Annotated in this window: 26 protein-coding genes, 1 other RNA gene and 1 riboswitch; of the genes, 13 read left to right on the top strand and 14 right to left on the bottom strand. The window is 69.2% G+C overall.

The genetic code is table 11. The annotated features are described in order from the left end of the window. Positions 1 to 27 precede the first annotated feature (27 nt). Positions 28 to 414, top strand: coding sequence for an aspartate 1-decarboxylase (gene panD / locus A9Z05_RS24400; protein WP_006484038.1), 387 nt, complete (start codon positions 28 to 30; stop codon positions 412 to 414). 124 nt (positions 415 to 538) lie between these two features. Here the strand turns inward: panD and A9Z05_RS24405 are convergent, their stop codons facing one another. The 4 genes from A9Z05_RS24405 to A9Z05_RS24415 form a co-directional block, all read right to left on the bottom strand. Then, positions 539 to 1,198: a ParA family protein gene (locus tag A9Z05_RS24405; RefSeq protein ID WP_069620372.1), complete on the bottom strand. Its 660-nt coding sequence runs from the start codon at positions 1,196 to 1,198 to the stop codon at positions 539 to 541. Between the two features lie 147 nt (positions 1,199 to 1,345). Continuing rightward, on the bottom strand, positions 1,346 to 1,759 hold the full coding sequence (locus A9Z05_RS24410) for a DoxX family protein (protein WP_069620373.1): 414 nt from the start codon (positions 1,757 to 1,759) through the stop codon (positions 1,346 to 1,348). 149 nt (positions 1,760 to 1,908) lie between these two features. Beyond that, positions 1,909 to 2,046 (bottom strand): hypothetical protein, encoded by a 138-nt coding sequence (locus A9Z05_RS37030; protein ID WP_176730242.1) that lies wholly within the window; start codon positions 2,044 to 2,046, stop codon positions 1,909 to 1,911. Between the two features lie 81 nt (positions 2,047 to 2,127). Continuing rightward, positions 2,128 to 3,630, bottom strand: a complete 1,503-nt coding sequence (locus tag A9Z05_RS24415) for a cobyric acid synthase (RefSeq protein WP_069620445.1) — start codon at positions 3,628 to 3,630, stop codon at positions 2,128 to 2,130. 74 nt (positions 3,631 to 3,704) lie between these two features. Here A9Z05_RS24415 and cobU point away from each other — a divergent pair, with 74 nt between their 5' ends. The 4 genes from cobU to A9Z05_RS24435 are packed head-to-tail and all read left to right on the top strand — an operon-like array spanning position 3,705 to position 7,123. Further along, complete coding sequence (gene cobU, locus A9Z05_RS24420) at positions 3,705 to 4,259, top strand: bifunctional adenosylcobinamide kinase/adenosylcobinamide-phosphate guanylyltransferase (RefSeq protein WP_069620374.1); 555 nt, start codon at positions 3,705 to 3,707, stop codon at positions 4,257 to 4,259. Then, positions 4,253 to 5,197 carry an adenosylcobinamide-phosphate synthase CbiB gene (gene cbiB / locus A9Z05_RS24425; RefSeq protein ID WP_069620375.1) on the top strand — a complete coding sequence of 315 codons (945 nt, stop codon included), beginning with the start codon at positions 4,253 to 4,255 and terminating at the stop codon, positions 5,195 to 5,197. Before cobU ends, cbiB begins: the two co-directional genes overlap by 7 nt. Further along, positions 5,190 to 6,209 (top strand): threonine-phosphate decarboxylase CobD, encoded by a 1,020-nt coding sequence (cobD, locus tag A9Z05_RS24430; RefSeq protein WP_069620376.1) that lies wholly within the window; start codon positions 5,190 to 5,192, stop codon positions 6,207 to 6,209. Before cbiB ends, cobD begins: the two co-directional genes overlap by 8 nt. After that, positions 6,206 to 7,123 (top strand): cobalamin-binding protein, encoded by a 918-nt coding sequence (locus tag A9Z05_RS24435; RefSeq protein ID WP_069620377.1) that lies wholly within the window; start codon positions 6,206 to 6,208, stop codon positions 7,121 to 7,123. Before cobD ends, A9Z05_RS24435 begins: the two co-directional genes overlap by 4 nt. 100 nt (positions 7,124 to 7,223) lie before the next feature. Here A9Z05_RS24435 and cobC read toward each other — a convergent pair whose 3' ends face one another. The 5 genes from cobC to A9Z05_RS24460 all read right to left on the bottom strand — a co-directional run bounded on the left by cobC (position 7,224) and on the right by A9Z05_RS24460 (position 11,603). After that, a complete protein-coding gene (cobC, locus tag A9Z05_RS24440) occupies positions 7,224 to 7,808 on the bottom strand; it encodes an alpha-ribazole phosphatase (protein ID WP_069620378.1) in 585 nt (194 codons plus the stop codon). Further along, positions 7,793 to 8,545 carry an adenosylcobinamide-GDP ribazoletransferase gene (locus A9Z05_RS24445; protein ID WP_069620379.1) on the bottom strand — a complete coding sequence of 251 codons (753 nt, stop codon included), beginning with the start codon at positions 8,543 to 8,545 and terminating at the stop codon, positions 7,793 to 7,795. Before A9Z05_RS24445 ends, cobC begins: the two co-directional genes overlap by 16 nt. A 13-nt stretch (positions 8,546 to 8,558) precedes the next feature. Continuing rightward, complete coding sequence (gene cobT, locus A9Z05_RS24450) at positions 8,559 to 9,614, bottom strand: nicotinate-nucleotide--dimethylbenzimidazole phosphoribosyltransferase (RefSeq protein WP_069620380.1); 1,056 nt, start codon at positions 9,612 to 9,614, stop codon at positions 8,559 to 8,561. A 61-nt stretch (positions 9,615 to 9,675) separates the two neighbouring features. Then, complete coding sequence (locus tag A9Z05_RS24455; protein WP_069620381.1) at positions 9,676 to 10,491, bottom strand: ABC transporter ATP-binding protein; 816 nt, start codon at positions 10,489 to 10,491, stop codon at positions 9,676 to 9,678. Continuing rightward, a complete protein-coding gene (locus A9Z05_RS24460) occupies positions 10,488 to 11,603 on the bottom strand; it encodes an iron ABC transporter permease (protein WP_069620382.1) in 1,116 nt (371 codons plus the stop codon). Before A9Z05_RS24460 ends, A9Z05_RS24455 begins: the two co-directional genes overlap by 4 nt. Positions 11,604 to 11,644: 41 nt before the next feature. After that, positions 11,645 to 11,894: riboswitch (cobalamin riboswitch) on the bottom strand. 154 nt (positions 11,895 to 12,048) lie between these two features. Between A9Z05_RS24460 and A9Z05_RS24465 the strand changes: the two genes are divergently transcribed. From A9Z05_RS24465 to A9Z05_RS24485, 5 genes are all read left to right on the top strand, one after another. Further along, a complete protein-coding gene (locus tag A9Z05_RS24465; RefSeq protein ID WP_069620383.1) occupies positions 12,049 to 12,399 on the top strand; it encodes an ATPase in 351 nt (116 codons plus the stop codon). Beyond that, positions 12,396 to 12,710, top strand: coding sequence for a cell division protein ZapA (locus A9Z05_RS24470; protein WP_011352906.1), 315 nt, complete (start codon positions 12,396 to 12,398; stop codon positions 12,708 to 12,710). The genes A9Z05_RS24465 and A9Z05_RS24470 overlap by 4 nt, the downstream gene beginning before the upstream one ends. Positions 12,711 to 12,791: 81 nt before the next feature. After that, a non-coding RNA gene (ssrS, locus tag A9Z05_RS24475) (6S RNA) lies at positions 12,792 to 12,973 on the top strand. 68 nt (positions 12,974 to 13,041) lie between these two features. Beyond that, positions 13,042 to 13,503, top strand: a complete 462-nt coding sequence (locus tag A9Z05_RS24480) for an EVE domain-containing protein (RefSeq protein ID WP_059576737.1) — start codon at positions 13,042 to 13,044, stop codon at positions 13,501 to 13,503. Between the two features lie 183 nt (positions 13,504 to 13,686). Further along, positions 13,687 to 14,427: an SIMPL domain-containing protein gene (locus A9Z05_RS24485; protein ID WP_069620384.1), complete on the top strand. Its 741-nt coding sequence runs from the start codon at positions 13,687 to 13,689 to the stop codon at positions 14,425 to 14,427. Between the two features lie 163 nt (positions 14,428 to 14,590). Here A9Z05_RS24485 and lgt read toward each other — a convergent pair whose 3' ends face one another. Together lgt and A9Z05_RS24495 are read right to left on the bottom strand one after the other, a co-directional pair. Beyond that, positions 14,591 to 15,487 (bottom strand): prolipoprotein diacylglyceryl transferase, encoded by an 897-nt coding sequence (lgt, locus tag A9Z05_RS24490; RefSeq protein WP_069620385.1) that lies wholly within the window; start codon positions 15,485 to 15,487, stop codon positions 14,591 to 14,593. Between the two features lie 89 nt (positions 15,488 to 15,576). After that, positions 15,577 to 16,491, bottom strand: a complete 915-nt coding sequence (locus A9Z05_RS24495; RefSeq protein WP_069620386.1) for a LysR substrate-binding domain-containing protein — start codon at positions 16,489 to 16,491, stop codon at positions 15,577 to 15,579. A gap of 136 nt (positions 16,492 to 16,627) precedes the next feature. Here A9Z05_RS24495 and ilvD point away from each other — a divergent pair, with 136 nt between their 5' ends. Beyond that, complete coding sequence (gene ilvD, locus A9Z05_RS24500; protein WP_069620387.1) at positions 16,628 to 18,301, top strand: dihydroxy-acid dehydratase; 1,674 nt, start codon at positions 16,628 to 16,630, stop codon at positions 18,299 to 18,301. A gap of 127 nt (positions 18,302 to 18,428) precedes the next feature. Further along, complete coding sequence (locus tag A9Z05_RS24505; protein WP_069620388.1) at positions 18,429 to 18,755, top strand: c-type cytochrome; 327 nt, start codon at positions 18,429 to 18,431, stop codon at positions 18,753 to 18,755. 146 nt (positions 18,756 to 18,901) lie between these two features. On the opposite strand, the gene A9Z05_RS24510 is transcribed toward A9Z05_RS24505, so the two are convergent. From A9Z05_RS24510 to A9Z05_RS24520, 3 genes are read right to left on the bottom strand one after another with little or no spacing between them, the layout of a single operon-like run. Further along, a complete protein-coding gene (locus tag A9Z05_RS24510; protein ID WP_069620389.1) occupies positions 18,902 to 19,651 on the bottom strand; it encodes a DUF2486 family protein in 750 nt (249 codons plus the stop codon). A gap of 25 nt (positions 19,652 to 19,676) precedes the next feature. Next, entirely contained in the window at positions 19,677 to 20,093 is a 417-nt protein-coding gene (locus A9Z05_RS24515) for a DNA polymerase III subunit chi (RefSeq protein ID WP_050012070.1), read from the bottom strand. Between the two features lie 34 nt (positions 20,094 to 20,127). Next, positions 20,128 to 21,639, bottom strand: a complete 1,512-nt coding sequence (locus tag A9Z05_RS24520) for a leucyl aminopeptidase (RefSeq protein WP_069620390.1) — start codon at positions 21,637 to 21,639, stop codon at positions 20,128 to 20,130. Between the two features lie 122 nt (positions 21,640 to 21,761). Between A9Z05_RS24520 and lptF the strand changes: the two genes are divergently transcribed. Further along, entirely contained in the window at positions 21,762 to 22,856 is a 1,095-nt protein-coding gene (lptF, locus tag A9Z05_RS24525; RefSeq protein ID WP_069620391.1) for an LPS export ABC transporter permease LptF, read from the top strand.

The raw sequence follows: 22,856 nt of genomic DNA on the forward strand, positions 1-22,856 counted from the left end.
CCTCTCACGACGCATCACGGAGACACCATGCAGCGCCACATGCTCAAATCGAAGATCCACCGTGCGGCGGTCACGCACTGCGAACTGCACTACGAAGGTTCGTGCGCGATCGACGAAGACCTGCTCGAAGCGGCGGGCCTCATCGAAAACGAACGAATCGACATCTGGAACATCAACAACGGCGAGCGCTTCTCGACCTACGCGATCAAGGGCGAACGCGGCAGCGGGATGATCTCGCTGAACGGCTCGGCCGCACGCCGCGCGCAGCTTGGCGACCTCGTGATCATCGCGGCATTCGCGATGGTCGACGAAGCGGAACTGCAGGCCGGCTGGAAGCCGAAGCTCGTGTTCATCGACGAAGGCAACAAGATCAAGGGCCACCGCGATCACGTGCCGACGCAGAACTGGACGTAAGCTGAGCGGCGCCCCCGCGCCGGCGATGCCGCTTGCCACTGAAGGGCCGGATACCCGTGAGCCACGGGATCCGGCCCTTTCTCATTGAGTCTCGGGTATCGCGCCGGCCGGACGGCCCGGCCGCTCAGGAAGCCTTGACGGCCTTCTCGGCCTTCGGCACGCGACGTTCGGCCCATTCGACGATCGGCCGCCACTGTTCGAGATCCTTCTCGACGCGGCTTTTCGCGACGTCCCACAGCGTCAGGCCGTGCGCGGCGATCTGCACGTAGTTCTGCGTGTCGCGCACGTAGCCGAGCACCGGCAGGCCGAGGCCTTCGACGAACCGGTGCAGCTGGTCGGACGAGCGGGTGCGCGCATCGACCCGCATCCCGACGATCCCGACCTCGACGCTGCCCTTGCGCACGGCCTTTTCGCCGGCGAGGCGTTCCAGAAACTGCTGGGTCGCGAGAATATCGAACATCGACGGCTGCAGCGGCACGATCACCTTGTCGGCCAGTTGCAGCGCGACGTTGAGCCGCGTGCCGTGCAGGCCGGCCGGCGTATCGATCACCGCATATTCGAGCCCGCGCGGCGGCTTCGACGGCGCTTCCGGATCGAGCTCCCACGCCTCGATCGTCGGCAAGCCGGCCGGCCGCAGGTCGAGCCACGCATGCGCGGACTGCTGCCGGTCCAGGTCGGCCAGCGCGACCCATGCGCCCTGCGCCGCGAAATAGCCGGCTAGATTGGTGGACAGCGTGCTCTTGCCCACGCCGCCCTTCGGATTCGCCACCACGATGACCGTCATGAATTCCCCCGAAAAAGCCGCGCGGCGCCGGCCGCATGGCAGGCGCCGCTCGATTGCGGATACAGGGAGCGATGATATCGGCAAACGGGGGGTCACCGGAACCGGTGGTGTGGACCCACGCACCACTTTCGTCCGCTTTCCTTCACGTCACGCACGCTGGACCGCGGCCTCCCGCGCGCCTAGCGCGAACGCGCCGCCGCCCAGCAGCGCCTGCACGGCCAGCGTGACGGCCCAGAACGCCGGATATTCCCAGCCGCCGTGCGGCGACGCGAAGCTCCAGCCGTTCGGCAGATGCGCGGCAACGGCGCCGAGCATGAACGGCAGCAGCACCAGCGCGGCGATGCGCACGCGGAACCCCGCGACGAGCGCGAGGCCGCCCGCCAGTTCGACGAACGTGGTCAGGTACGCGAGCCAGCCCGGCAGGCCGATCGACGCGAAGAACTGCGCCGTGCCGGGCAGCGTGAAGACGAATACTTTCTGCGCGACGTGCGCGAGGTACAGCACGCCGAGGGCGACGCGCAGCAGCGTCGCGGCGAAATCGTTCAGGCGGGTGGCGTTCATGACGGATTCCTTAGGGAGTGGATGGGAATGGATCGCACTCTATTCGAACCCATTCGACCGATAAACACGCCAGCCCGCTTAAATTAATTCCATTCGAGAACGAATAAAGTCACAAAAAAGGGCATGACCGATCATGCCCTGCATCCCGCTCAGTAACCGCTCTTGCCTTGCGTGGCGTCGCCGCCGGACTGGCCGCCGCCCGGCGCATACGAATCGCACGCATGCGCGGCCGCCGACACGCCCAGCAGCGCCGCGAGCAGTACGCTCCACCACCATCGAGCCCTCATCGTCGCCCTCCTTCGGGCGGACCTCCGCCCTCCTCTGTTGTACGCGATCGCGCGGAAAAAGCGAGGGCGGACGGCGCGGTCTCAACGAAACTCGGCGTACAGCGCGTCGAGGTCGAGGTGCTCGGCGAACGTGTCGGCCAGCCGCTCGAGCGACGCCTCGCGCAGCGCCAGGTAGTCGATGCGGGCCGCGCCGTCGAGCCCCGCCCACGCGAGCAGCGCCGTGCAGGCGTCGGGGGCGTCGAACAGCCCGTGCACGTAGGTCGCGAGGATCTGGCCGTCGGCCGACCTCGCGCCGTCGGGACGCGCGCCGTCCCGCGCGGCATCGGTGGCCAGCGTCAGCGCGGGCGTCGCGAGCGCCGGCCCGCGCGTGTCGCCCATGTGGATCTCGTAGCCGCGCACGGGCGCCGCGCCCGGCAGCGCGAGCTGACCGGTCACGTTCTTCAGCGTCTTGTCGGGCTGCAGCGTCGTGTCGAAATCGAGCAGCCCGAGCCCGGGCACGCTGCCGGGCGCGCCTTCGAGGCCGAGCGGATCGTCGAGCGTGCGGCCGAGCATCTGCATGCCGCCGCAGATGCCGATCACCTTGCCGCCGTAGCGCAGATGGCGCCGGATCAGCGCGTCCCAGCCCGCATCGCGCAGCCACGCGAGATCGCGCTGCACGCTCTTCGAACCGGGCAGGATCAGCAGGTCGGCGTCGGGCACGGGGCCGCTCTTCCAGTACGTGAATTCGACCTGCGGATGCGCGCGCAGCGGATCAAAATCGGTGTGGTTGCTGATGCGCGGCAGCGCGGGCACGACGACGCGCAACACGCCGGCATCGCCGCGGGCGGCGGCGCTGCGCGCCTGGGCGGGCAGCATGTCCTCGGCGTCGAGCAGCAGCCCGTGCAGATACGGCAGCACGCCGAACACCGGCTTGCCCGTCTGCGCGCTCAGCCAGTCGAGCCCCGGCTCGAGCAGCTTGAGGTCGCCGCGGAAGCGGTTGATCACGAAGCCGCGCACGCGCGCGCGCTCGCTGTCCGACAGGCAGGCGAGCGTGCCGACCAGATGCGCGAACACGCCGCCGCGATCGATGTCGGCGACGAGCACGACCGGGCAGTCGACGCGCTCGGCAAAGCCCATGTTCGCGATGTCGCCGTCGCGCAGGTTGATCTCGGCCGGGCTGCCGGCGCCTTCGACGATCACCGTGTCGTAACCGGCGCGTAGGCGCGCATACGACTCGAGTACCGCATCGAACGCGACCGGCTTGTAGTCGTGATACGCGCGTGCGTCGAGGTTCATGCGCGCGTGGCCGTGAATGATCACCTGCGCGCCGCGGTCGCTCGTCGGCTTCAGCAGCACCGGATTGAAATCCGTATGCGGCGCGACGCCGGCGGCCAGCGCCTGCAACGCCTGCGCGCGGCCGATCTCGCCGCCGTCGACCGTCACCGCGCTGTTGAGCGCCATGTTCTGCGGCTTGAACGGCGCCACGCGCGCGCCGCCGCGGCGCGCGAGGCGGCACAGGCCCGCGACGAGCGTGCTCTTGCCCGCGTCGGACGTCGTGCCCTGGATCATCAGCGTGCCGCGCGGCCGCGGCTCGGGTGCATTCATCGTGTGAAAGGTGTCGCGAAGCAAAGGCGGCATTATCGCCCGCGCCGGGTCGCCCGCGCCGTTACAATCACGCGATGATTCCGCACGACCTCACCTTCGTCCTCGGCGGCGCGCGCTCGGGCAAGAGCGCGCATGCCGAGCGGCTCGCCGCCGACAGCGGCCGCCCCGTCACCTACATCGCGACGGCGACCGCCGCCGATGCCGAATTCGCGCAGCGCATCGCGCATCACCGCGCGCGCCGGCCGGCCGACTGGGGGTTCGCCGACGCGAGCGTCGATCTCGCGGGCACGCTCGCGCGGCTCGACGATCCGCACGCGTGCCTGCTCGTCGACTGCCTGACGCTGTGGCTCACGAACCTGCTGTGCCCCGCCGACGGCGCACCGCTCGACGACGCGCAGTACGCGGCGCACGTCGAGCGGCTCGAGCACGCGCTACGCGGCGCGCGCGCGAAGGTCATCGTCGTCAGCAACGAGATCGGGCTCGGCGTCGTGCCGCTCGGGTCGGTCACGCGCCGCTACGTCGACGAGCTCGGCCGCCTGAACCAGCGCGTCGCCGCGCTCGCGACACGCGTCACGCTGCTGGTTGCCGGGCTGCCGCTCGACCTCAAGGCAGGCGCACCGTCATGCTGATGCTGTCGCTGCCCGTCGTCGCGATGCTCGCGGTCGCCGCCGCGATCGTCGACCGCGCCATCGGCGAGCCGGCCGGCTGGCATCCGCTCGTCGCGTTCGGCCGCGTCGCCGCGCGCATCGAAGCCGCGCTGAACACCGGCCGGCGCGGCCGCGTGGTCGGCGTCGCCGCGTGGCTCGCGGCGGTCGTGCCGCCGGTGGCCGTCGCGGCATGGCTCGTCGCCGCGCTGCCCTGGCCGTTCGCGGCGGCGCTGCACGTCGCGCTGCTGTGGTTCGCGCTCGGCGCGAAGAGCCTCGCCGACCACGTCGCGCCGATCGCCGCCGCGCTGCTGCGGCACGACCTCGACGCGGCGCGCACGCTGACCGCCCGCATCGTGTCGCGCGACACGAGCAATGCGGACGAAGGTGCGCTGTCGCGCGCGGCCGTCGAATCGGCGCTGGAAAACGGCAACGACGCGATCTTCGGCGCACTCTTCTGGTTCGTCGTCGCGGGCGGCCCCGGCGCGTTGCTGTTCCGGCTCGCGAACACGCTCGACGCGATGTGGGGCTACCGCACGCCGCGCTTCCTGACCTTCGGCTGGGCCGCCGCGCGCATCGACGATGCGCTGAACTGGATTCCCGCGCGCCTCACCGCCGCGAGCTACGCGCTGCTCGGCGACACGGCCGCCGCGTGGCGCTGCTGGCGCACGCAGGCGCGCCACTGGGACAGCCCGAACGCGGGCCCCGTCATGGCCGCGGGCGCCGGCAGCCTGAACGTGCAGCTTGGCGGCGCGGCCGTCTATCACGGCGAGATCGAGGATCGGCCGGCGCTCGGCACCGGCGCCACGGCCACCGCCCTTCACATCGTCGCCGCGCTGTCGCTCGTCACTCGCACGCTCGCGCTGTGGCTCGCACTGCTGGTCGCGAGCAGCGCACTCGTCATGGCTACCCATCATGTCTGATTCATCCATCGCGCACGGCGGCAACCTGCATGAGGCCGCCCGTCGCCACGGCATTCCGTACGACGCGTGGCTCGACCTGTCGACCGGCATCAATCCGGTCGGCTACCCGGTTCCGCCCGTGCCGGCCGACGCCTGGCGCCGGCTGCCCGACGACGGCGACGGCCTCGCGGCCTGCGCCGCACGGTACTACCACGCGCCCGATGCCGCGCACGTGCTGCCGGTTGCCGGCAGCCAGGCCGCGATCCGCGCGTTGCCGGCGTTGCTGCCGGCCGGCGACGCCGGCGTCGCGGCGCTCGCGTACGGCGAATACGCGCCCGCGTTCGCGCGCCACGGCCATCGCGTCGTCCCGCTCGACATTCGCGCGGATACGCTGCCCGCGACGCTGCGCCACGTCATCGTCGGAAATCCGAATAACCCGACCGCCGAATTCGTGCCGACCGAACGCCTGCTCGGCTGGCATGCGCAACTGGCGGCACGCGGCGGCACGTTGATCGTCGACGAAGCGTTCGCCGATACGGGCGCGACGCCATCGCTCGCGCCACAGGTCGATCGCGCGGGGCTCGTCGTGCTGCGCTCGGTCGGCAAGTTCTTCGGGCTGGCCGGGATCCGCGCGGGCTTCGTGCTCGCATGCCCCGATCAAATCGTCGCGTTGCGCGACAGGCTCGGCGCATGGACGGTCGGCGGCCCCGCGCGCCACGCGGTCGCCGCGGCGTTCGCCGATCGCGCGTGGCAAGCTGCCGCGCGCGATCGGCTCGCGGCCGACGGCGAACGACTCGCCACGTTGCTGCGCGCGCACGGCTTCGCGGTGCGCGCGACATCGCTCTTCAGTTGGACCGCCGATCCGCGCGCCGCGGCGCTGCACGCGGCGCTGGCGGCGCGCGGGATCTGGACGCGGTACTTCCCGACGCCGTCGAGCGTGCGCATCGGCCTGCCGGGCAGCGAAGCCGAATGGCAGCGCCTCGGCGATGCGCTCGCCCATTGCGTGCCGCTGCTGCAGCAGGCCTCCGCATGAGTGCACGCCTGTTCCGCCGGCTAAAGCCCGCCGCGCTGCTGGTCGCGCTCGCTCACGCGCCGCTCGTCCACGCCGACGTCACGACCCGCGACGACGCCGGCAATACGGTCACGCTGCCCGCGCCCGCGCAGCGCGTGATCAGCCTCGCGCCGCACGCGACCGAGCTCGTCTACGCGGCCGGCGGCGGTGCGAAGCTCGTCGGCACCGTCACGTACAGCGACTATCCGGCCGCCGCGCAGGCGGTGCCGCGCGTCGGCGACAACAAGGCGCTCGATCTCGAACGCATCGCCGCGCTGAAGCCCGACCTGATCGTCGTCTGGCGGCACGGCAACGCCGAGCGGCAGACCGACGCGCTGCGCGCGCTCCACATCCCGCTGTTCTTCAGCGAACCGAAGCATCTCGACGACGTGTCGTCGTCGTTGCGCCGGCTCGGCACGCTGCTCGGCGCGCAACCGGCCGCCAATGCCGCCGCGACCGCCTTTACGCGGGACATCGCAACACTGCGCGCACGCTACGCGGCACGCCCGCCCGTCACGCTGTTCTTCCAGGTGTGGGACCGCCCGCTGACGACGCTCAACGGCACGCACCTGATCAACGAAGTGTTCGAACTCTGCGGCGGCCGCAACGTGTTCGCGTCGCTCAAGCCGCTCGCGCCGACCGTGACCGACGAGGCCGTGCTCGCGGCGAATCCGGAGGCGATCGTGACGACGAGCGCCGGCGCGACCCGTTCGAACGAACCGCTGCCGAGCCTCGCGCGCTGGCGCACGTGGCCCGCGCTGACGGCCGTGGCGCGCAACAACCTGTTCGCGATCGACGGCGATCTGCTGACGCGACCGGCGCCGCGGATCGCGCAGGGCGCGGCCGCGCTGTGCGAGGATCTGGATGCCGCGCGTGCGCGGCGGCCGGCGCGCTGATCTCCGGCGGGTTGCGGATGCATCGCGCACCGATGCCGGATGCGTGGGTGCTCGAGACAGCTCGGTGCGCAGCGTCGTTCATAGGCAGACGCAAGCGCACCTATGCATCCCAGTGCACGACTTCCCACGTTCGCGCGGCGTCTTCCCTGCGCAGCCACACCCCCCCACCCGTCGGCACGGGCCGCGACAGCAACGCGTCGAGCGGCACGCGCAACACATGCGACGCGAATGCGCGGATCACACCGGCATGCGTGACGACCCATTGCGGTCCGTCGAACGCCGCCAGCGCATCGGCCTGCCGCGCCACCCGCGCGACGAATCGCGCGACGCTTTCTCCGCCGTGCGCGCACGCATGCATCAGGTCGGCTGCCCACGCATCGAGCGCCGCGCGGTCGATATCGTCCCAGCGCTGCATTTCCCACGCGCCGAAATCCATTTCCTGCCAGTCGGCATCGCACAGCAGCGGTACGTCGAATGCCCGCGCGAGCCGTTCGGCAACCGACGCGCAGCGCGTCAGCGGGCTCGTCCACACCTGTTCGGGCGACGGCATACCCCGTTCCGCCAGATGCATGCGCACGGCCTGCGCGCCGCCGTCGGCCGATTCGGCGAGCGGCACGTCGCTGCGCCCGTAGCAGACGCCCGGCTCGATGCCGACGGCCGGATGACGGATCAGGACGACGTCCATCCGAGCACCACCAGATAGATCGCCAGTTCGCCCAGTTGCTGCGCGAAGCCGAGACAGTCGCCCGTATAACCGCCGATCCGCTTCACGAAATAGCGGACCGCCCACGCGCGCACGAGCACGAGCGCCACGCATGCGGCAACCCCCATGCGCCAGTCCGGCCAGAACAGCCACGGCAGTCCGAACACCGCCGCGACGCACGCCGCACGTGCGCCCATTCGTTGCGCGACCGGCTTCGCCTTGCCTTCGGGCCGCACGTAGTCGAGCGTCATCAGCAGGCTCACGGCCATCGCGCGGCTCGCCGCGTGCGCGGCGATCATCGTCCATGCGGCGCGCAGCGGCAGCATCGACGCCAGCGCCTGCCATTTCAAACCGAGCGCGATGACGAGCGCGACCGCGCCGAACGTGCCGATCCGCGAATCGTGCATGATGTGCAGCACGTCGTCGCGCGTGTAGCCGCCGCCGAACGCATCGCAGCTGTCGGCAAGGCCGTCTTCGTGGAAGGCGCCGGTCGCGAGCAGCGTCGCCGCCATCGACAGCCCGACCGCGATCGACGGGGGCAGCACATGCAGCGCGACGAGATAGACGAGCGCGCCCCATGCGCCGACGCACGCGCCGACGAGCGGGAAATAGCGCGCGGCCTGGTCGAGATCGCCGGCCGCGTAGCCGATCGAGCGCGGCACGGGCACGCGCGTGAAATAGCCGAGCGCGACGAAGAAGTAGCGCAGTTCGGCCCGCATGCCGCGCGTGCGCTCAGGCGTCACGATCGTCGACGCCGGCGGATTCGAAGCTCGCCATCTCGCTGACGAACGCGGCCGCCGCGCGCACCAGCGGCAGCGCAAGCGCGGCGCCGGTGCCTTCGCCAAGCCGCAGGTCGAGCGCGAGCAGCGGCTTCGCGCCGAAATGCTCGAGCATGCGCCGGTGGCCGGCCTCGTGCGACGTATGCGAGAACACGCAGTAGTCGCGCACGCCGGGCGCGATGCGCTCGGCGACGAGCAGCGCGGCGGTCGCGATGAAGCCGTCGACGAGGATCGTCATCCGCTCGCTCGCGGCCGCGAGGTACGCGCCGGTCATCATCGCGATCTCGAAACCGCCGAACGTCGCGAGCACGTCGAGCGGCGCGATCGCATGCGAGTGCTTGACGAGCGCGCGGCCGAGCACCGCGCGCTTGTGCGCGAGACCCTGGTCGTCGAGGCCCGTGCCGCGGCCGACGCATGCGTCGATCGGCACGTCGAGCAGGCGGCTCATCAGGCACGCGGCCGACGACGTGTTCGCGATCCCCATCTCGCCGAAGCCGATCACGTTCGTGCCGAGCGACGCGTGCAGGCGCACACGCGCCGCGCCCGCGGCCAGCGCCTTCATCGCTTCTTCACGCGTCATCGCGGGCTCCGCCGCGAAGTTGCGCGTGCCGCGCGCGACCGGCAGCGACACCAGCCGGTCCGACAACGGCAGCGGCGACGCGACGCCCGCATCGACGATCTCGAGCGTGCTCTGCGCGACACCCGAAAACGCGTTGATCGCCGCGCCGCCGGCGAGGAAGTTCGCGACCATCTGCGCAGTCACCGCCTGCGGATACGGACTGACGCCCTCGGCCGCGATCCCGTGGTCGCCCGCGAACACGATCGTCACGGAACGCTGCACGACCGGCCGCTCGGTGCGCTGGATCAGGCCGATCTGCAGCGCGAGCGCCTCGAGCTGGCCGAGGCTGCCGGGCGGCTTGGTCTTGTGGTCGATCACGTGCTGCAGGCGCGTGCGCAGCGCGTCGTCGAGCGGCGCGATCGCGGGCGGGAATTGGGTCGAAGTGGTCATCGAGGAGCCGTATGGTGGGCACGGCGTGCGCCGCGCATCGGAAAAGTCGGAACGGGAAAGGTCATTGTCGCGCGGGCCACGCCGGCAGCAGCGCATCGCGGCCGTTCTCGCGGATCAGCACGAGCGGATAGCCGAACGCCTCGCTCGCGCGCTCCGGCGTCAGCACGTCGTGCACGCGGCCGGCCCACGCATGGCCGCGGCCGTCGAGCAACAGCGCATGCGTCGCGAAACGCCGCGCGAGATTCAGGTCGTGACATGAAAACATCACCGTGCGCGGGCCCGCCGCGAGCCAGGCGGCCAGCGCAGTCAGGCAGTCGACCTGGTGATGCAGGTCGAGATGCGCGAGCGGTTCGTCGAGCAGCATCAGCGGCGCATCCTGGCACAGCGTCGCGGCCAGCGCGACCCGCTGCCGCTCGCCGCCCGACAGCGACATCACGTCGCGCGACGCGAGCGGGCTCAGGTCGAACGTCGCGAGTGCGGCGCGCGCGGCCGCGCGGTCGCCGTCGCGCTCCCAGCCCCAGCCGCCGAGATACGGAAAGCGGTTGAGCAGCACCGTGTCGAACACGGTCGCGCTGAACGCATCGTGCAGTTGCTGCGGCATCAGCGCGCGGCGCTGCGCGAGTTGTTCGGGGCGCCACACGGCAAGCGGCCGACCGTCGATCTCGACGTGTCCGCCGGCGGGCGGCTGCAATCCCGCGAGCGTGGCGAGCAGCGTCGTCTTGCCCGCGCCGTTCGGCCCGGCGACGCACCAGATCTCGCCGGGGCGGAACGCGTGCGTGAAGCGGTCGAGCAGCGTGCGCGCGCCGGCCTTCAGCGTCAGGTCGACGGCCATGTAGCGCATGTCGCCGGCAGCGGCGTGCGGTGCGGCGCTCGTCATCGCATCGGTCTCCTCAGCAACATCCACAGGAACACCGGCACGCCGATCAACGCGGTCATGGCGCCGACCGGCAACTGCGCGGGCGCGATCGCGGTGCGCGCGAGCAGGTCGGCCGCCATCACGCCACCGCCGCCCGCGAGCATCGCGGCCGGCAGCAGCATCCGCTGGTCGTTGCCGAACGCGAGCCGCAACGCATGCGGCACGACGAGGCCGACGAAGCCGATCGTCCCGGCCGTCGTCACCGCGGCCGCGGCGGCCAGCGACGCGACGAGATAGATCCGCATGCGCAGGCGCGCGACCGGCACGCCGAGCGCCTGCGCGGTCGCGTCGCCGCGCAGCAGCACGTTCAGTTGCGGCGCGGCCGGCAACGCGACGCATGCGCTCAGCAGCAGCGCGCCCCACGCGAACCACGGCGCCGTCGCGCCGTTCAGGTCGCCCGTCAGCCAGAAGATGAGGCCGCGCAGCCGCGCGTCGGGCGCGAGCGACAGCAACAGCGTGACGAGCGCGCCCCACCCCGCCGCGATCACGACCCCTGTGAGCAGCAGCCGCGGCGACGCGTCGCGCGATTCGCCGCGCCACAGCTCGCGCCTCGCGAGACCGAGCACGAGCGCGACCGAGACGAGCGAACCGGCGAACGCCGATGCGTCGACGAGCCACCACGCGCCGCCCGCGATCATCGCGACCAGCGCGAAACCGGCCGCGCCGCCGGACACGCCCAGCACGTACGGCTCCGCGAGCGGATTGCGCAGCAGCACCTGCAACAACGCGCCGGCCAGCGCGAGCAGCGCGCCGCACGCGAAACCCGCGAGCGCGCGCGGCAGGCGCAGCGTCCGGACGATATCGGCAAACAGGGTATCGCCGCCGTGCGGCACGAGCGACACGAGCGCCTGCCACGGCGACATCGGCACGCTGCCGATCGACAGCGACGCGACGAACAGCAGCGCGACCATGGCGGCCAGCGCGGCCCAGATCGCGAAGGCGCGTGCCGCGCTCATGCCGCGCACGGCCGTGCGCACGACACGCGGCGCATCCGCTTGCGGTGGCCGGCCGCGCGCGACAGGGGCGCGTGGCGGACGATTGGGGTCGGCATCGAAGAACGTTCCGTGAAACATTGCACGCCCCGCTTCCCCGCAGGCCGCGCGCCATGAAGCCCGTGCGGGCTCCCCGTCTCGGCCGGTATCCGGGCTGGCGGCGGTCCGGCTCGCCTTCCCGCGCAATGACGCGCAGTGGCCCGCGCCCGCGTGCGACCTGCACGCGAAACGCGCCCGAGCCGGCCTGCGTCACGCGACGCGGCCGCTTACCGTTGCGGGGGCAGCGCAGGTTCGCGCGCTCCTCGAGCCCGCACCCTGCTTCCCGTTTAACCGCGCGTCCTGCGCGCGAGCACCGAGGCGGCGCCAGTTTAGGAGCCGGTCGCGCGAGCGTCAAGGAAGCGTCCGGAGCCGCGCGGGACGCGTCCATTCGCGGCAAGAAGCAGGGGTGTTACGACTGGAAACGTTACAGATGTCGGATTGCGCGGTATTCCGCGCTAAAATGCTGGGTCTTTAGAGGACGCAGCAAATGCTCAACGAACTCGAAACCCTGTCTCAAAATATTGGCCGTCTGATTTCGCTGAACAAGCGCTATCACTCGGAACGGCTCGCGCTCGAGGAGCAGGTCGCGCAATTGCGCGCGGAAGCGGACACGGTCCGCGCGGAACTCACGCAGCTGCGCGACGAACGCAATGCGCTCGCGGCCGAGCGCGACACGCTGTCGGCGAAGATCGACGACGCCCAGGTGAAACTGAACGCGATTCTCGAAAAGCTGCCGCGCTCGAAGAGCGCGGAGCAAGCCGACAACCAGCTCGACCTGCTCGATGCACAGGCGCGCACGGATGGCGATGACGCGGCCAGCCACGGAGAACATGCATGAGCACCAAGCAGATCGAAGTCTCGATTCTCGGTCAGGCCTATCGGCTCGCCTGTTCGGCCGAGACCGAAGCGGCGCTGCTCGAAGCGGTCGCGCGCGTCGACGCCGAAATGTCGAAAATCCGCTCGAACAGCTCGGTGCGCGGCACCGATCGCATCGCGGTGATGGCGGCGCTGTCGCTTGCGTCGGAATTGCTGCGGTTGCAAACGAGCGTGCGGCACGGTGAAGCATTTCCGGCCGAGGAAATCCGTCGTACAATGCACCAGATGAACGAACAGCTCGGCGCGGTGCTCGCACAGCACGAGACGCAGTAACGTTTCAAACGATGCGTCGATTCCGCTTGATCTCGACGGTCAACGGTGGTCAAATTGGCGCATCGAAACACAGTTCAGTCAGCTTCCCTGCCTGGTTCGCCAAGGTCATATATTCCTTGAACCAATGCCATGTGCACGGTTGCGGAAATTTGTAGCACGGGCGCGCGCGTCACTCTGTCTGATGTACCCGAAGTGCTGCTAACTGCGACCAATTCTGAACCTCAGGTTCAGGATGCCGGCCTAGCGGCCAAGGCGGGGGCCTATCCAACGGCATCGGGAACTCCCGATGCCGTTTCCTTTTGCAGCAGCCCCTTCTGCGTCGATCACGACCATGCAATACTGGCTGATGAAGTCCGAACCGGACGAAGCAAGCATCGACGATCTCGCCAACGCACCGCAGCGCTCGCTGCCGTGGACCGGCGTGCGCAACTATCAGGCGCGCAATTTCATGCGCGACACGATGAAGATCGGCGACGGCGTGCTGTTCTATCACTCGAGCTGCCCCGAGCCGGGTATCGCGGGGCTCGCCGAAGTGTCGTCCACGCCCTACCCCGATCCCACGCAGTTCGATCCGAAAAGCCCCTATTACGACCCGAAATCGACGCGGGAAGCCCCGCGCTGGCTGCTCGTCGACGTGCGCTTCGTGAAGAAGTCGCCGCTCGTGCCGCTCGCTGCGCTGCGCGAGCACGACGAACTCGCCGACATGCGCGTGCTCGCCCGCGGCAACCGGCTGTCGATCACGCCCGTCACGCGCGCGGAATGGCGATTCATCACCGAAAAGTTGATGAAGTAGGCGTCGGCCAAAAGGTCAAATCTGGTCAGTACGCACCGCCGTCACGGAACTCGCGGCGCTTTCGCGCGGCCTAAGCAACCGCTGTCGGCCGATCGGGCCGGCCATCGTTCTTTTTCGTCGCGCGGTACGCCCGCGTCGTGCACGCGTGATCCGCGTGCACGCCCTCGCACAAGGAGTCCAACAATGACCAAGAAATCCGCTCTCGCGCTGTCGCTCGCCCTCGCCGCCGCCATTCCCGTCGCGCTGACGCTCGCGTCGCCCGCCGCGCATGCCCAGGCGGCGAACCCGCACTTTCCGGAGCCGGCCGGCGTGCTGTCGCTTTCGTCGCAGGCCAGCGCCGACGTGCCGCAGGACATCATCCACATCACGCTGTTCTACGAGCAGCAGGCCAAGGACCCGGGCAGCCTCACCGCGCAGTTGAACCAGCGCGCGGAGGCGGCGCTGTCGCAGGCGAAGGGCGTGACGGGCGTCACCGCACACACGGGCGCGTTCTCCGTGTATCCGAGCACCGATCGCGACGGCAAGATCTCCGCATGGCGCGGCCGCACCGAGGTCGCGCTCGAATCGCGCGATTTCGCCGCGGCGTCGAAGCTGGCCGGCCAGTTGTCGAACCTGATGCAGGTCGCGAACGTCGAGTTCTCGCTGTCGCCGGAAGCGCAGCGGACGGCCGAGCAGAAGCTCACGACCGAAGCGATCAAGTCGTTCCGCGCCCGCGCGGACGAAGCCGCGAAGGCGTTCGGCTACAGCAGCTACACGATCCGCGACGTGAACGTCGGCAGCGGCCGCAACGTGCAGCCGTACCCGCGCATGATGGCGATGGCGGCGGCGCCGATGGACAGCGCGAAGATGAGTGCGCCGATCGCGGTCGAAGGCGGCAAGGCCACCGTGTCGGTCACCGTCAACGGCTCCGTGCAGATGAAGTAACGCGCATCGCGCCGTTGTCGGAAACGAAAAACGCCGGCCCGAAGGCCGGCGTTTTTCATGTGCGTCCGGACAGCCGATGCATGCGCCGATCACGCGTACATCGATACCGCGTCATGCAGCGAGCTCATGCAGCCACCTCATGCCGCCACTTCATGCAGCCACTTCAAGCAGCCGCATTCGCGTTCGCCGCGCGGCGGCGATACGCCCAGACCATCAGCGCGATACCCGCGAGGATCATCGGCAGCGACAGCCACTGCCCCATCGACAGGCCGAGCGCGAGCAGGCCGAGGAAGTCGTCGGGCTCGCGCGCGAACTCGACCGTGAAACGTGCGACGCCATAACCGATCAGGAACAGCGCGGATATCGCGCCCATCGGCCGCGGCTTGCGCGCGAACAGGAACAGCACGAAGAACAGTGCGATACCCTCGAGCGCGATTTCATAGAGCTGCGAAGGATGGCGCGGCAGCATCTGGTATTGCATGAACACGTCGGCGAGATGCCACTTCTCGACGAGTGCCGGGTGTTTCGGCAGCCATGCCGCGTCGTCGCGCATCGCGCCCGGGAACAGCATCGCCCACGGCGCCGTCGGATCGGTCACGCGGCCCCACAGCTCGCCGTTGATGAAATTGCCGAGCCGCCCCGCTGCGAGCCCCAACGGCACCATCGGCGCGACGAAATCGGTGACCTGCAGCCAGTGCCGCTTGCGCTGCCACGCGAACAGCATCATCGCGAGCGTCACGCCGAGGAAGCCGCCGTGAAACGACATGCCGCCTTCCCACACCTTGAACACGTCGAGCGGATGCGAGAAGTAGAAATCGGCCTTGTAGAACAGCACGTAGCCGAGCCGGCCGCCGAGCACGGTGCCGAGCACGCCGTAGAACATCATGTCGTCGATGTCCTTCGCGGTCCAGCCCTGCGCGGCGACATACGGCAGCTTCAGGCGGACCCGGCCGACGACGATCGCCGCGATGAAGCCGACAAGATACATGAGGCCGTACCAGCGCACGGCCAGCGGCCCGAGATGGATCGCAACGGGGTCGAAATTCGGGTGAATGATCATGGGTTAGCGGAGAAGTTTTCGAATACGGTACGGCCGTCGCACACGTGCAGGACCGCGCGTTGGACGGCGCCCGCGCGCCATCGTTCACGTCACGCGGCCGGACCCTGCGCGCGCACGACGTCGATGAAGCCGGCGAGCACGGGGCTGACGTCGCCGGTACGCCAAACGAGACCCGTCTCGACGACCGGCGCGTGACCGGCGAGCGGCCGGTAGACCACACCGGTGCGCCGCAGGTTACGCAGCGATTGCGGCACCAGTGCGACGCCCATGCCGGCCGACACGAGGCTGACGATCGTCTGCATCTGGATCGCCTCCTGGCCGATGCGCGGGGTTTCCCCCGCCGCGCCGTAGCAGCCCGTAATGATGTCATAAAAGCCGGGCGCCAAACGTCGCGGAAAGATCACGAGCGGCAACGCGGCGACGTCGGCGAGCTGCACGGGCTCGTCCTCGGGCGCGTCGGACGCCCCGGCCGGCATCGCGACCACCAGCGGCTCGCGCACCACGGACAGGTACGACAGCCCGGCCGCGTGGCGCGGCGGCACGGGCGGAATGACGAGCCCGGCGTCGATGCGCCCGGCGACGAGTTCGTCGATCTGCACGTCGCTCGTCGCTTCCGTGAGCTGCAGCCGCACCTGCGGATAGCGCGTGCCGAACGCACGCAACAACGACGGCAGCAGCCCGTAATCGGCGGTCGACACGAACGCGAGCGACAGCGAGCCGGCCTCGCCGCGCGCGAGCCGGCGCGCCAGCGGCGGCAGCGCATCGGCCGACGCCAGCAGCCGGCGCACCTCCGGCAGCAACGCCGCGCCGACCGCCGTCAGCGCGACCGAGCGCTTGGTGCGCACGAACAGCGCGACGCCGAGCGCGTCCTCGAGCGCGCGGATCGCCTGCGACAACGGCGGTTGCGTCATCGACAGGCGCTCGGCCGCGCGGCCGAAATGGCGTTCGTCGGCAACGGTGACGAAATAGCGCCACTGGCGCAGGTCGGGGATCGGATCGGCCATACTCCACTCATTCGTAAAACGACTTAATAGGCGACAAATAATATATTGGACATCCCAGAACGGAAACTCCATGCTTGACTGATCCACCCGGCGCGCCGTTCGCGCCGGCGTCGTCAAAACAACGATGGAGCTCCCCATGTCGTACAACCGCCGCTCTAAAAACATCACGCAAGGCGTGGCCCGTTCGCCGAACCGTTCGATGTACTACGCGCTTGGCTACCAGAAGGACGATTTCGACAAGCCGATGATCGGCATCGCGAACGGCCATTCGACGATCACGCCGTGCAATTCCGGCCTGCAGCGGCTGTCGGACGCGGCGGTCGACGCCGTGAAGGCGGCCGGCGCGAACCCGCAGATCTTCGGCACGCCGACGATTTCGGACGGCATGTCGATGGGCACCGAAGGGATGAAGTACTCGCTCGTGTCGCGCGAAGTGATCGCCGACTGCATCGAAACCTGCGTGCAGGGCCAGTGGATGGACGGCGTGGTGGTGGTCGGCGGCTGCGACAAGAACATGCCGGGCGGCATGATCGCGCTCGCGCGCCTGAACGTGCCGGGCATCTATGTGTACGGCGGCACGATCCGCCCGGGCAACTGGAAAGGCCGCGACCTGACGATCGTGTCGTCGTTCGAGGCCGTCGGCGAATTCACCGCGGGCCGGATGTCGCAGGAGGATTTCGAAGGCGTCGAGAAAAACGCGTGTCCGACCTCGGGTTCGTGCGGCGGGATGTACACCGCGAACACGATGAGTTCGTCGTTCGAGGCGCTCGGGATGTCGCTGCTGTATTCGTCGACGATGGCGAATCCCGACCAGGAGAAAGTCGATTCGGCCGCCGAATCGGCGCGCGTGCTGGTCGAGGCCGTGAAGCGCGACCTGAAGCCGCGCGACATCATCACGAAGGAGTCGATCGAGAACGCGGTGTCGGTGATCATGGCCACCGGCGGCTCGACCAACGCGGTGCTGCACTATCTCGCGATCGCGCATGCGGCCGAGGTCGACTGGACGATCGACGACTTCGAGCGCATCCGCAAGCGCGTGCCTGTGATCTGCGACCTGAAGCCGTCGGGACAGTACGTCGCGACCGACCTGCATCGGGCCGGCGGGATTCCGCAGGTGCTGAAGATCCTGCTCGACGCGGGGCTGCTGCACGGCGACTGCATGACGATCACCGGCCGCACGATCGCCGACGAGCTGAAGGACGTGCCGGCCGTGCCGCGCGCGGATCAGGACGTGATCTTCCCGATCGACCGCGCGCTGTACAAGGAAGGCCATCTGGCGATCCTGAAGGGCAATCTGGCGGAAGACGGCGCGGTCGCAAAGATCACCGGCCTGAAGAACCCGGTGATCACGGGCCCGGCCCGCGTGTTCGACGACGAGCAGAGCGCGATGGACGCGATCCTCGGCGACCGGATCCGCGCGGGCGACATCCTGGTGCTGCGCTACCTCGGCCCGCAGGGCGGCCCCGGCATGCCGGAAATGCTCGCGCCGACCTCCGCGATCATCGGCAAGGGGCTTGGCGAATCGGTCGGCTTCATCACGGACGGCCGCTTCTCGGGCGGCACCTGGGGCATGGTGGTCGGCCACGTCGCGCCGGAGGCGTTCGTCGGCGGCACGATCGCATTGGTGCAGGAAGGCGATTCGATCACGATCGACGCGCACCGGCTGCTGCTGCAGCTGAACGTCGACGATGCGGAACTCGCACGCCGCCGCGCCGCGTGGCGGCAGCCGGCGCCGCGCTATACGCGCGGCGTGCTCGCGAAATTCGCGGCACTCGCCCGGCCGGCCAACCAGGGGGCGGTCACCGGTTGATGCAGCGGCACCCACGCATGCATCCCCAATAAAAGGGGCCACCGGGGGAACGCGCAAAACGTGCTTCCCCTTTGCTTTTATAATGCGCGGACCATGAAGCCGGCCGTCCCCGCCGGCGGAGAACCGCATGAAACAGACGATATTGCGCGTGCTGCTCGCGACGCTGCTGGCCGGCGGCGCGGCGGCGGCGCGCGCCGACCAGACCGACGGGCTCGCGCTCGCGCAGCGCAAGAACTGCATGGCCTGCCATGCGATCGGCAAGCCGCTGATGGGCCCGTCGTTCCACGACATCGCCGGCAAGTACGCGACGCGCAACGACGCCGCCGATTATCTTGCGCAATCGATCGTGAAAGGCAGCGTCGGCGTATGGGGCAGCGTGCCGATGCCCGCCAATACGCAACTGACGAGCACCGAAGCACGTACGCTCGCCCAATGGGTGTTGTCGGTTCGCTGAATCGGCTGCCCGCGCGACGCACCGACGCCGTGTGCAACGCGTGGCAGGCAGGCAACCGCGCACCGCCCGACCGGGCGCATCACCGCCGGCTTCGCGGCCCCTGACCGGGCCGCCCCCTCTTCTTCACCGCCGCGAACGCTTGCCGTTCAGCCGGAATGACCGGCGCGGCGACGGGCGATCTCTTCATCGACCGCATCGCGCACCCAGTCCATCACCTCGGTTTCCAGCGCGAGGGCGACCTCGCGCGTGACCTGGCCGACCAGCCAGGCCGAATGCTCGTGCAGCGCATCGCGACAGCGCGCTTCGATGGCCTCGCGCCCCGGCCCGGTCAGATAGGTCGTCAGGCGATTGCGAAGCCGTTCGGCGATGTGCTGCGCATCTTCCGGCGTCAGCGCGGCGGCGGCCGGTGCTTCCGGTTGCGGCGCCGCGCTCGGCAGGACCGCCTCCGGCATTGACGCGTCGGGCGCGTGCTCGGCCACTTCGCGCGCAATCGCGGCGAACGTGTGCTGCGGCAGGTCGTCATCGACCAGCGACGAGCGCAGCGGCGCCGTCATCACGGCCGCCTCTTCGGCGACCACGTGCTCCGATGCGCCGGGTTCGGCCGGCGCATCGGTGTCGCCCGCGGCGGCGGCCGTCGCCACGTCGCCCGGCAGTTCGACGGCCGGCACGTGCGGCGTCGACACGGGTTCGACCACGACGGAATCGGGGTCGGCTTCGGTTTGACGGGATTCGGCCGGCACGGCAGCGGCGGCGCCCGGTGCGATCACGTCGGTGAGCACCGGAATCGCCGCGCCGTCGTGCGGCCCGGGAGCGGCGGACGCGGGCGAGCGCGCCGGCTTGCCGGGCACCAGCACGTCGGTCAGCGTCGGGATCGAGGATGAATCGGCTTCTGTCACGGGAACACTCCGTCGACGGTTGCGGCTAGCCGCCCTGCTTGTAGTTGTTCAGCGCGTAGCCGCGGTCGCGGTAGAACCGGTAGCGGTCGCGGCCCGCGGCCAGCTCGTCCGGCGCGTTGCCGACCACTTCGAGCAGGCGCTCGAAGCGGGCGAATTGCGCGGGCACGGTCGCGCCGAGGTTCAGCAGCACGTGATGATGCGGCGCGCGGTCGAGATCGGCGGCCAGCACGATCGGCGTGCCGGCCGCGTGCTCGCTGTCGACGCCGCAATGCGGGATGAAATCGAGCGGCGAGAACGTCCAGAGCCGCTCGTCGAGCGCGCGCAGGCGCGCGGGCTCGGCGAGCACGACGACCGGCTGCCCGGCCAGATAGGCCTTGCGCAGCAGCCGGCACGCGTACGCGAGCGAATCGCCGACGTTCGAGTGGAAATCGATCCGCGTCATCGCCCGCCCACCCGCAGCGTCGTCTGCCCCGCCATCACTGGCCGGCGCGGTCGATCAGGAACTGCGCGAGCAGCGGCACCGGACGGCCCGTCGCGCCCTTCGCGGCACCGCCCTTCCATGCGGTGCCCGCGATGTCGAGGTGGGCCCACGGATAGCTTTCGGTGAAGCGCGACAGGAAGCACGCGGCCGTCACCGCGCCGGCCGGACGGCCGCCGATGTTCGCGAGATCCGCGAAATTCGACTTCAGCTGATCCTGGTACTCGTCGTCGAGCGGCATGCGCCATGCCGGGTCGTTCGCCTCGCGCGACGCGTCGAGCAGTTCGCCCGCGAGCGCGTCGTTCGTCGAGAACAGCCCGCTGTTGTGGGCGCCGAGCGCGATCACGCACGCGCCCGTCAGCGTCGCGACGTCGATCACGGCGGCCGGCTTGAAGCGCTCGGCATAGGTGAGTGCGTCGCACAGGATCAGGCGGCCTTCGGCATCGGTGTTCAGCACCTCGATCGTCAGCCCCTTCATGCTGGTGACGATGTCGCCCGGCTTCGTCGCGTTGCCGCCCGGCATGTTCTCGCAGGTCGGCACGATCGCGACGACGTTGATCTTCAGGCCCATCTCGGCGACCGCGCGGATCGTGCCGAGCACCGAGCCCGCGCCGCACATGTCGTACTTCATCTCGTCCATGCCTTCGCCCGGCTTCAGCGAGATGCCGCCCGTATCGAACGTGATGCCCTTGCCGACCAGCACGACCGGCGCGGCCTTCGCGGCGGCGCCCTGGTAGTGCAGCACGATGAACTGCGGCGGCTCGACCGACGCGCGCGCGACCGACAGGAACGACCCCATCTTCAGCGCCTGGATCTGCTTGAGCCCGAGCACTTCGGCCTTCAGGCCCCAATCCTTCGCGATCTTCTTCGCGGTGTTGCCGAGATAGGTCGGCGTGCAGACGTTGCCCGGCAGGTTGCCGAGGTCGCGGGTCAGATCCATCCCGTTCGCGAGCGCGACGGCCTGCTTGATCGCGACCTTGGCGGCCTTTTCGTCGGCCGGGTCGACGCTGAACACGACGCGCTTGAGCGTGTGCGACGCCGGCTCCGGCTTGCTCTTCATCTGCGTGAAGCGGTAGGTCTCGTTGCGCAGCGCGAGGATCGCGGCGCGCACGCCCCAGTCGGAGCTGCGCTCGTCGACCGGCAGTTGCGCGAGCGAGAACGTGACCTGGACGACCTTGGTCGCCAGCAGCGCGCGCCACGCGGCCGTCACCGCGTCGTTGTAGGCTTTCTGATTGAAAGCATCCTGCTTGCCGAGCCCGACGAGCAGCACGCGCGACGCGCCGATGCCCGATACTTCATGCAGGAACAGCGTCTTGCCGCGCTTGCCGTCCATGTCGCCGGCCTTCACCACGCGCGAGATCAGCCCCTTGGTGGCCGTGTCGATGTCGAGCGCCGCGCCCGACAGGGTCTGCGCCTCGAAGATGCCGAGCACGATGCAGTCGGACTTCCCGGTCAGGAACCCCTTGGCCTCGCCTTTGCTCCAATCACAGCCTTTTATGCTAAAGTCCATCGCGCTTGTCCTCGGATAAAATCTGGGCTAAGGATGAAAGCCGCAATTATCCGCTATTTTTCCCGTGGCGGCGCGAGCGCCCCACCACGCGTGCGCAGCCTCCCGCCCTCTTCTCATCAAGAATGATCTTCGAACGCTCCCTCCAGCGCGAGCTTGCGTATACGGCTGGCGCCGTGTTCATGGTGCTGCTCACGATCATGCTCACGACGATGATGATTCGCATCGTCGGCTACGCCGCGTCCGGCGAAATCGATCCGCGGGACGTGCTCGTGCTGATCGGCCTGACCGTGATCGGCTATCTCGCCGTGATGCTGGTCGTCACGCTGTTCGTGTCGATCCTGTTCGTGCTGACCCGGTGGTACCGGGACTCCGAAATGGTCGTGTGGCTCGCGTCGGGCGTGAGCCTCACGCGCCTCATCAAGCCGATCGGCGTGTTCGCCGCGCCGATCATCCTGCTGATCACGTTCTTCGCATTCGTCGGCTGGCCGTGGTCGAACCAGCAGAGCAAGATGATCAAGGCGCGCTTCCAGCAGCGCGACGAAATCTCGCTGCTCGCGCCGGGCCAGTTCCGCGAATCGGCCGCGAATCATCGCGTGTTCTTCATCGAGAAGATGTCGCCTGACCAGAGCAAGGTGCAGAACGTCTTCGTCACGTCGACGGAAAACGGCAAGCTCAACGTGGTCGTGTCGCAAACCGGCCATACGGAAACCTCGAAGGACGGCGATCGCTTCGTCGTCCTCGAGGACGGCCGCCGCTACGACGGCACGCCCGGCCAGCCGAACTTCAAGATCATGGAGTTCGAGCGCTACGGCGTGAAGATCACGAGCAAGCCGGTCGTCAACGTGCAGACCACCAACAGCACGCCCACGCCCGACCTGCTGCGCAACCCGACGCGCGACAACCTCGCGGAATTCGCGTGGCGCGCGGGGCTGCCGCTGATCGCGCTGAACCTGATGGTGCTCGGCATCCCGCTCGCGTACCAGAACCCGCGCCGCAGCCGCACGATCAACCTCGTGATGGCCGTGCTGATCTACCTCACGTACTCGAACCTGCTGAACGTCGTGCAGGCGCAGATCGAGCAGGGCAAGATGTCGTTCGGTGTCGGTCTGGTCGGCCTGCACGTGCTCGTCGCGGCGATCGTCGCGTTCATTTTCTGGTTGCGCGTGCGCAATCGTCCGTTGTTGACACGCGCGCTGTTCGGCCGCTCGGGAGCATGA

This window comes from Burkholderia sp. A2 (genome assembly GCF_001729305.1).
In the GTDB taxonomy this organism is placed as follows: Bacteria; Pseudomonadota; Gammaproteobacteria; order Burkholderiales; family Burkholderiaceae; genus Burkholderia; species Burkholderia sola.

Bases quoted from the DNA above. Each gene is read 5' to 3' on its own strand.
- lptF (WP_069620391.1), top strand. From the start codon at position 21,762: ATGATCTTCGAACGCTCCCTCCAGCGCGAGCTTGCGTATACGGCTGGC.
- cobC (WP_069620378.1), bottom strand. From the start codon at position 7,808: ATGGACGTCGTCCTGATCCGTCATCCGGCCGTCGGCATCGAGCCGGGC.
- A9Z05_RS24470 (WP_011352906.1), top strand. From the start codon at position 12,396: ATGAGCACCAAGCAGATCGAAGTCTCGATTCTCGGTCAGGCCTATCGG.
- A9Z05_RS24460 (WP_069620382.1), bottom strand. From the start codon at position 11,603: ATGTTTCACGGAACGTTCTTCGATGCCGACCCCAATCGTCCGCCACGC.
- ilvD (WP_069620387.1), top strand. From the start codon at position 16,628: ATGTCGTACAACCGCCGCTCTAAAAACATCACGCAAGGCGTGGCCCGT.
- A9Z05_RS24485 (WP_069620384.1), top strand. From the start codon at position 13,687: ATGACCAAGAAATCCGCTCTCGCGCTGTCGCTCGCCCTCGCCGCCGCC.
- A9Z05_RS24465 (WP_069620383.1), top strand. From the start codon at position 12,049: ATGCTCAACGAACTCGAAACCCTGTCTCAAAATATTGGCCGTCTGATT.
- A9Z05_RS24495 (WP_069620386.1), bottom strand. From the start codon at position 16,491: ATGGCCGATCCGATCCCCGACCTGCGCCAGTGGCGCTATTTCGTCACC.
- A9Z05_RS24415 (WP_069620445.1), bottom strand. From the start codon at position 3,630: ATGAATGCACCCGAGCCGCGGCCGCGCGGCACGCTGATGATCCAGGGC.
- lgt (WP_069620385.1), bottom strand. From the start codon at position 15,487: ATGATCATTCACCCGAATTTCGACCCCGTTGCGATCCATCTCGGGCCG.
- cobU (WP_069620374.1), top strand. From the start codon at position 3,705: ATGATTCCGCACGACCTCACCTTCGTCCTCGGCGGCGCGCGCTCGGGC.
- cobD (WP_069620376.1), top strand. From the start codon at position 5,190: ATGTCTGATTCATCCATCGCGCACGGCGGCAACCTGCATGAGGCCGCC.
- A9Z05_RS37030 (WP_176730242.1), bottom strand. From the start codon at position 2,046: ATGAGGGCTCGATGGTGGTGGAGCGTACTGCTCGCGGCGCTGCTGGGC.
- A9Z05_RS24520 (WP_069620390.1), bottom strand. From the start codon at position 21,639: ATGGACTTTAGCATAAAAGGCTGTGATTGGAGCAAAGGCGAGGCCAAG.
- A9Z05_RS24410 (WP_069620373.1), bottom strand. From the start codon at position 1,759: ATGAACGCCACCCGCCTGAACGATTTCGCCGCGACGCTGCTGCGCGTC.
- cbiB (WP_069620375.1), top strand. From the start codon at position 4,253: ATGCTGATGCTGTCGCTGCCCGTCGTCGCGATGCTCGCGGTCGCCGCC.
- A9Z05_RS24455 (WP_069620381.1), bottom strand. From the start codon at position 10,491: ATGACGAGCGCCGCACCGCACGCCGCTGCCGGCGACATGCGCTACATG.
- A9Z05_RS24435 (WP_069620377.1), top strand. From the start codon at position 6,206: ATGAGTGCACGCCTGTTCCGCCGGCTAAAGCCCGCCGCGCTGCTGGTC.
- A9Z05_RS24515 (WP_050012070.1), bottom strand. From the start codon at position 20,093: ATGACGCGGATCGATTTCCACTCGAACGTCGGCGATTCGCTCGCGTAC.
- panD (WP_006484038.1), top strand. From the start codon at position 28: ATGCAGCGCCACATGCTCAAATCGAAGATCCACCGTGCGGCGGTCACG.
- A9Z05_RS24480 (WP_059576737.1), top strand. From the start codon at position 13,042: ATGCAATACTGGCTGATGAAGTCCGAACCGGACGAAGCAAGCATCGAC.
- A9Z05_RS24445 (WP_069620379.1), bottom strand. From the start codon at position 8,545: ATGCGGGCCGAACTGCGCTACTTCTTCGTCGCGCTCGGCTATTTCACG.
- cobT (WP_069620380.1), bottom strand. From the start codon at position 9,614: ATGACCACTTCGACCCAATTCCCGCCCGCGATCGCGCCGCTCGACGAC.
- A9Z05_RS24405 (WP_069620372.1), bottom strand. From the start codon at position 1,198: ATGACGGTCATCGTGGTGGCGAATCCGAAGGGCGGCGTGGGCAAGAGC.
- A9Z05_RS24505 (WP_069620388.1), top strand. From the start codon at position 18,429: ATGAAACAGACGATATTGCGCGTGCTGCTCGCGACGCTGCTGGCCGGC.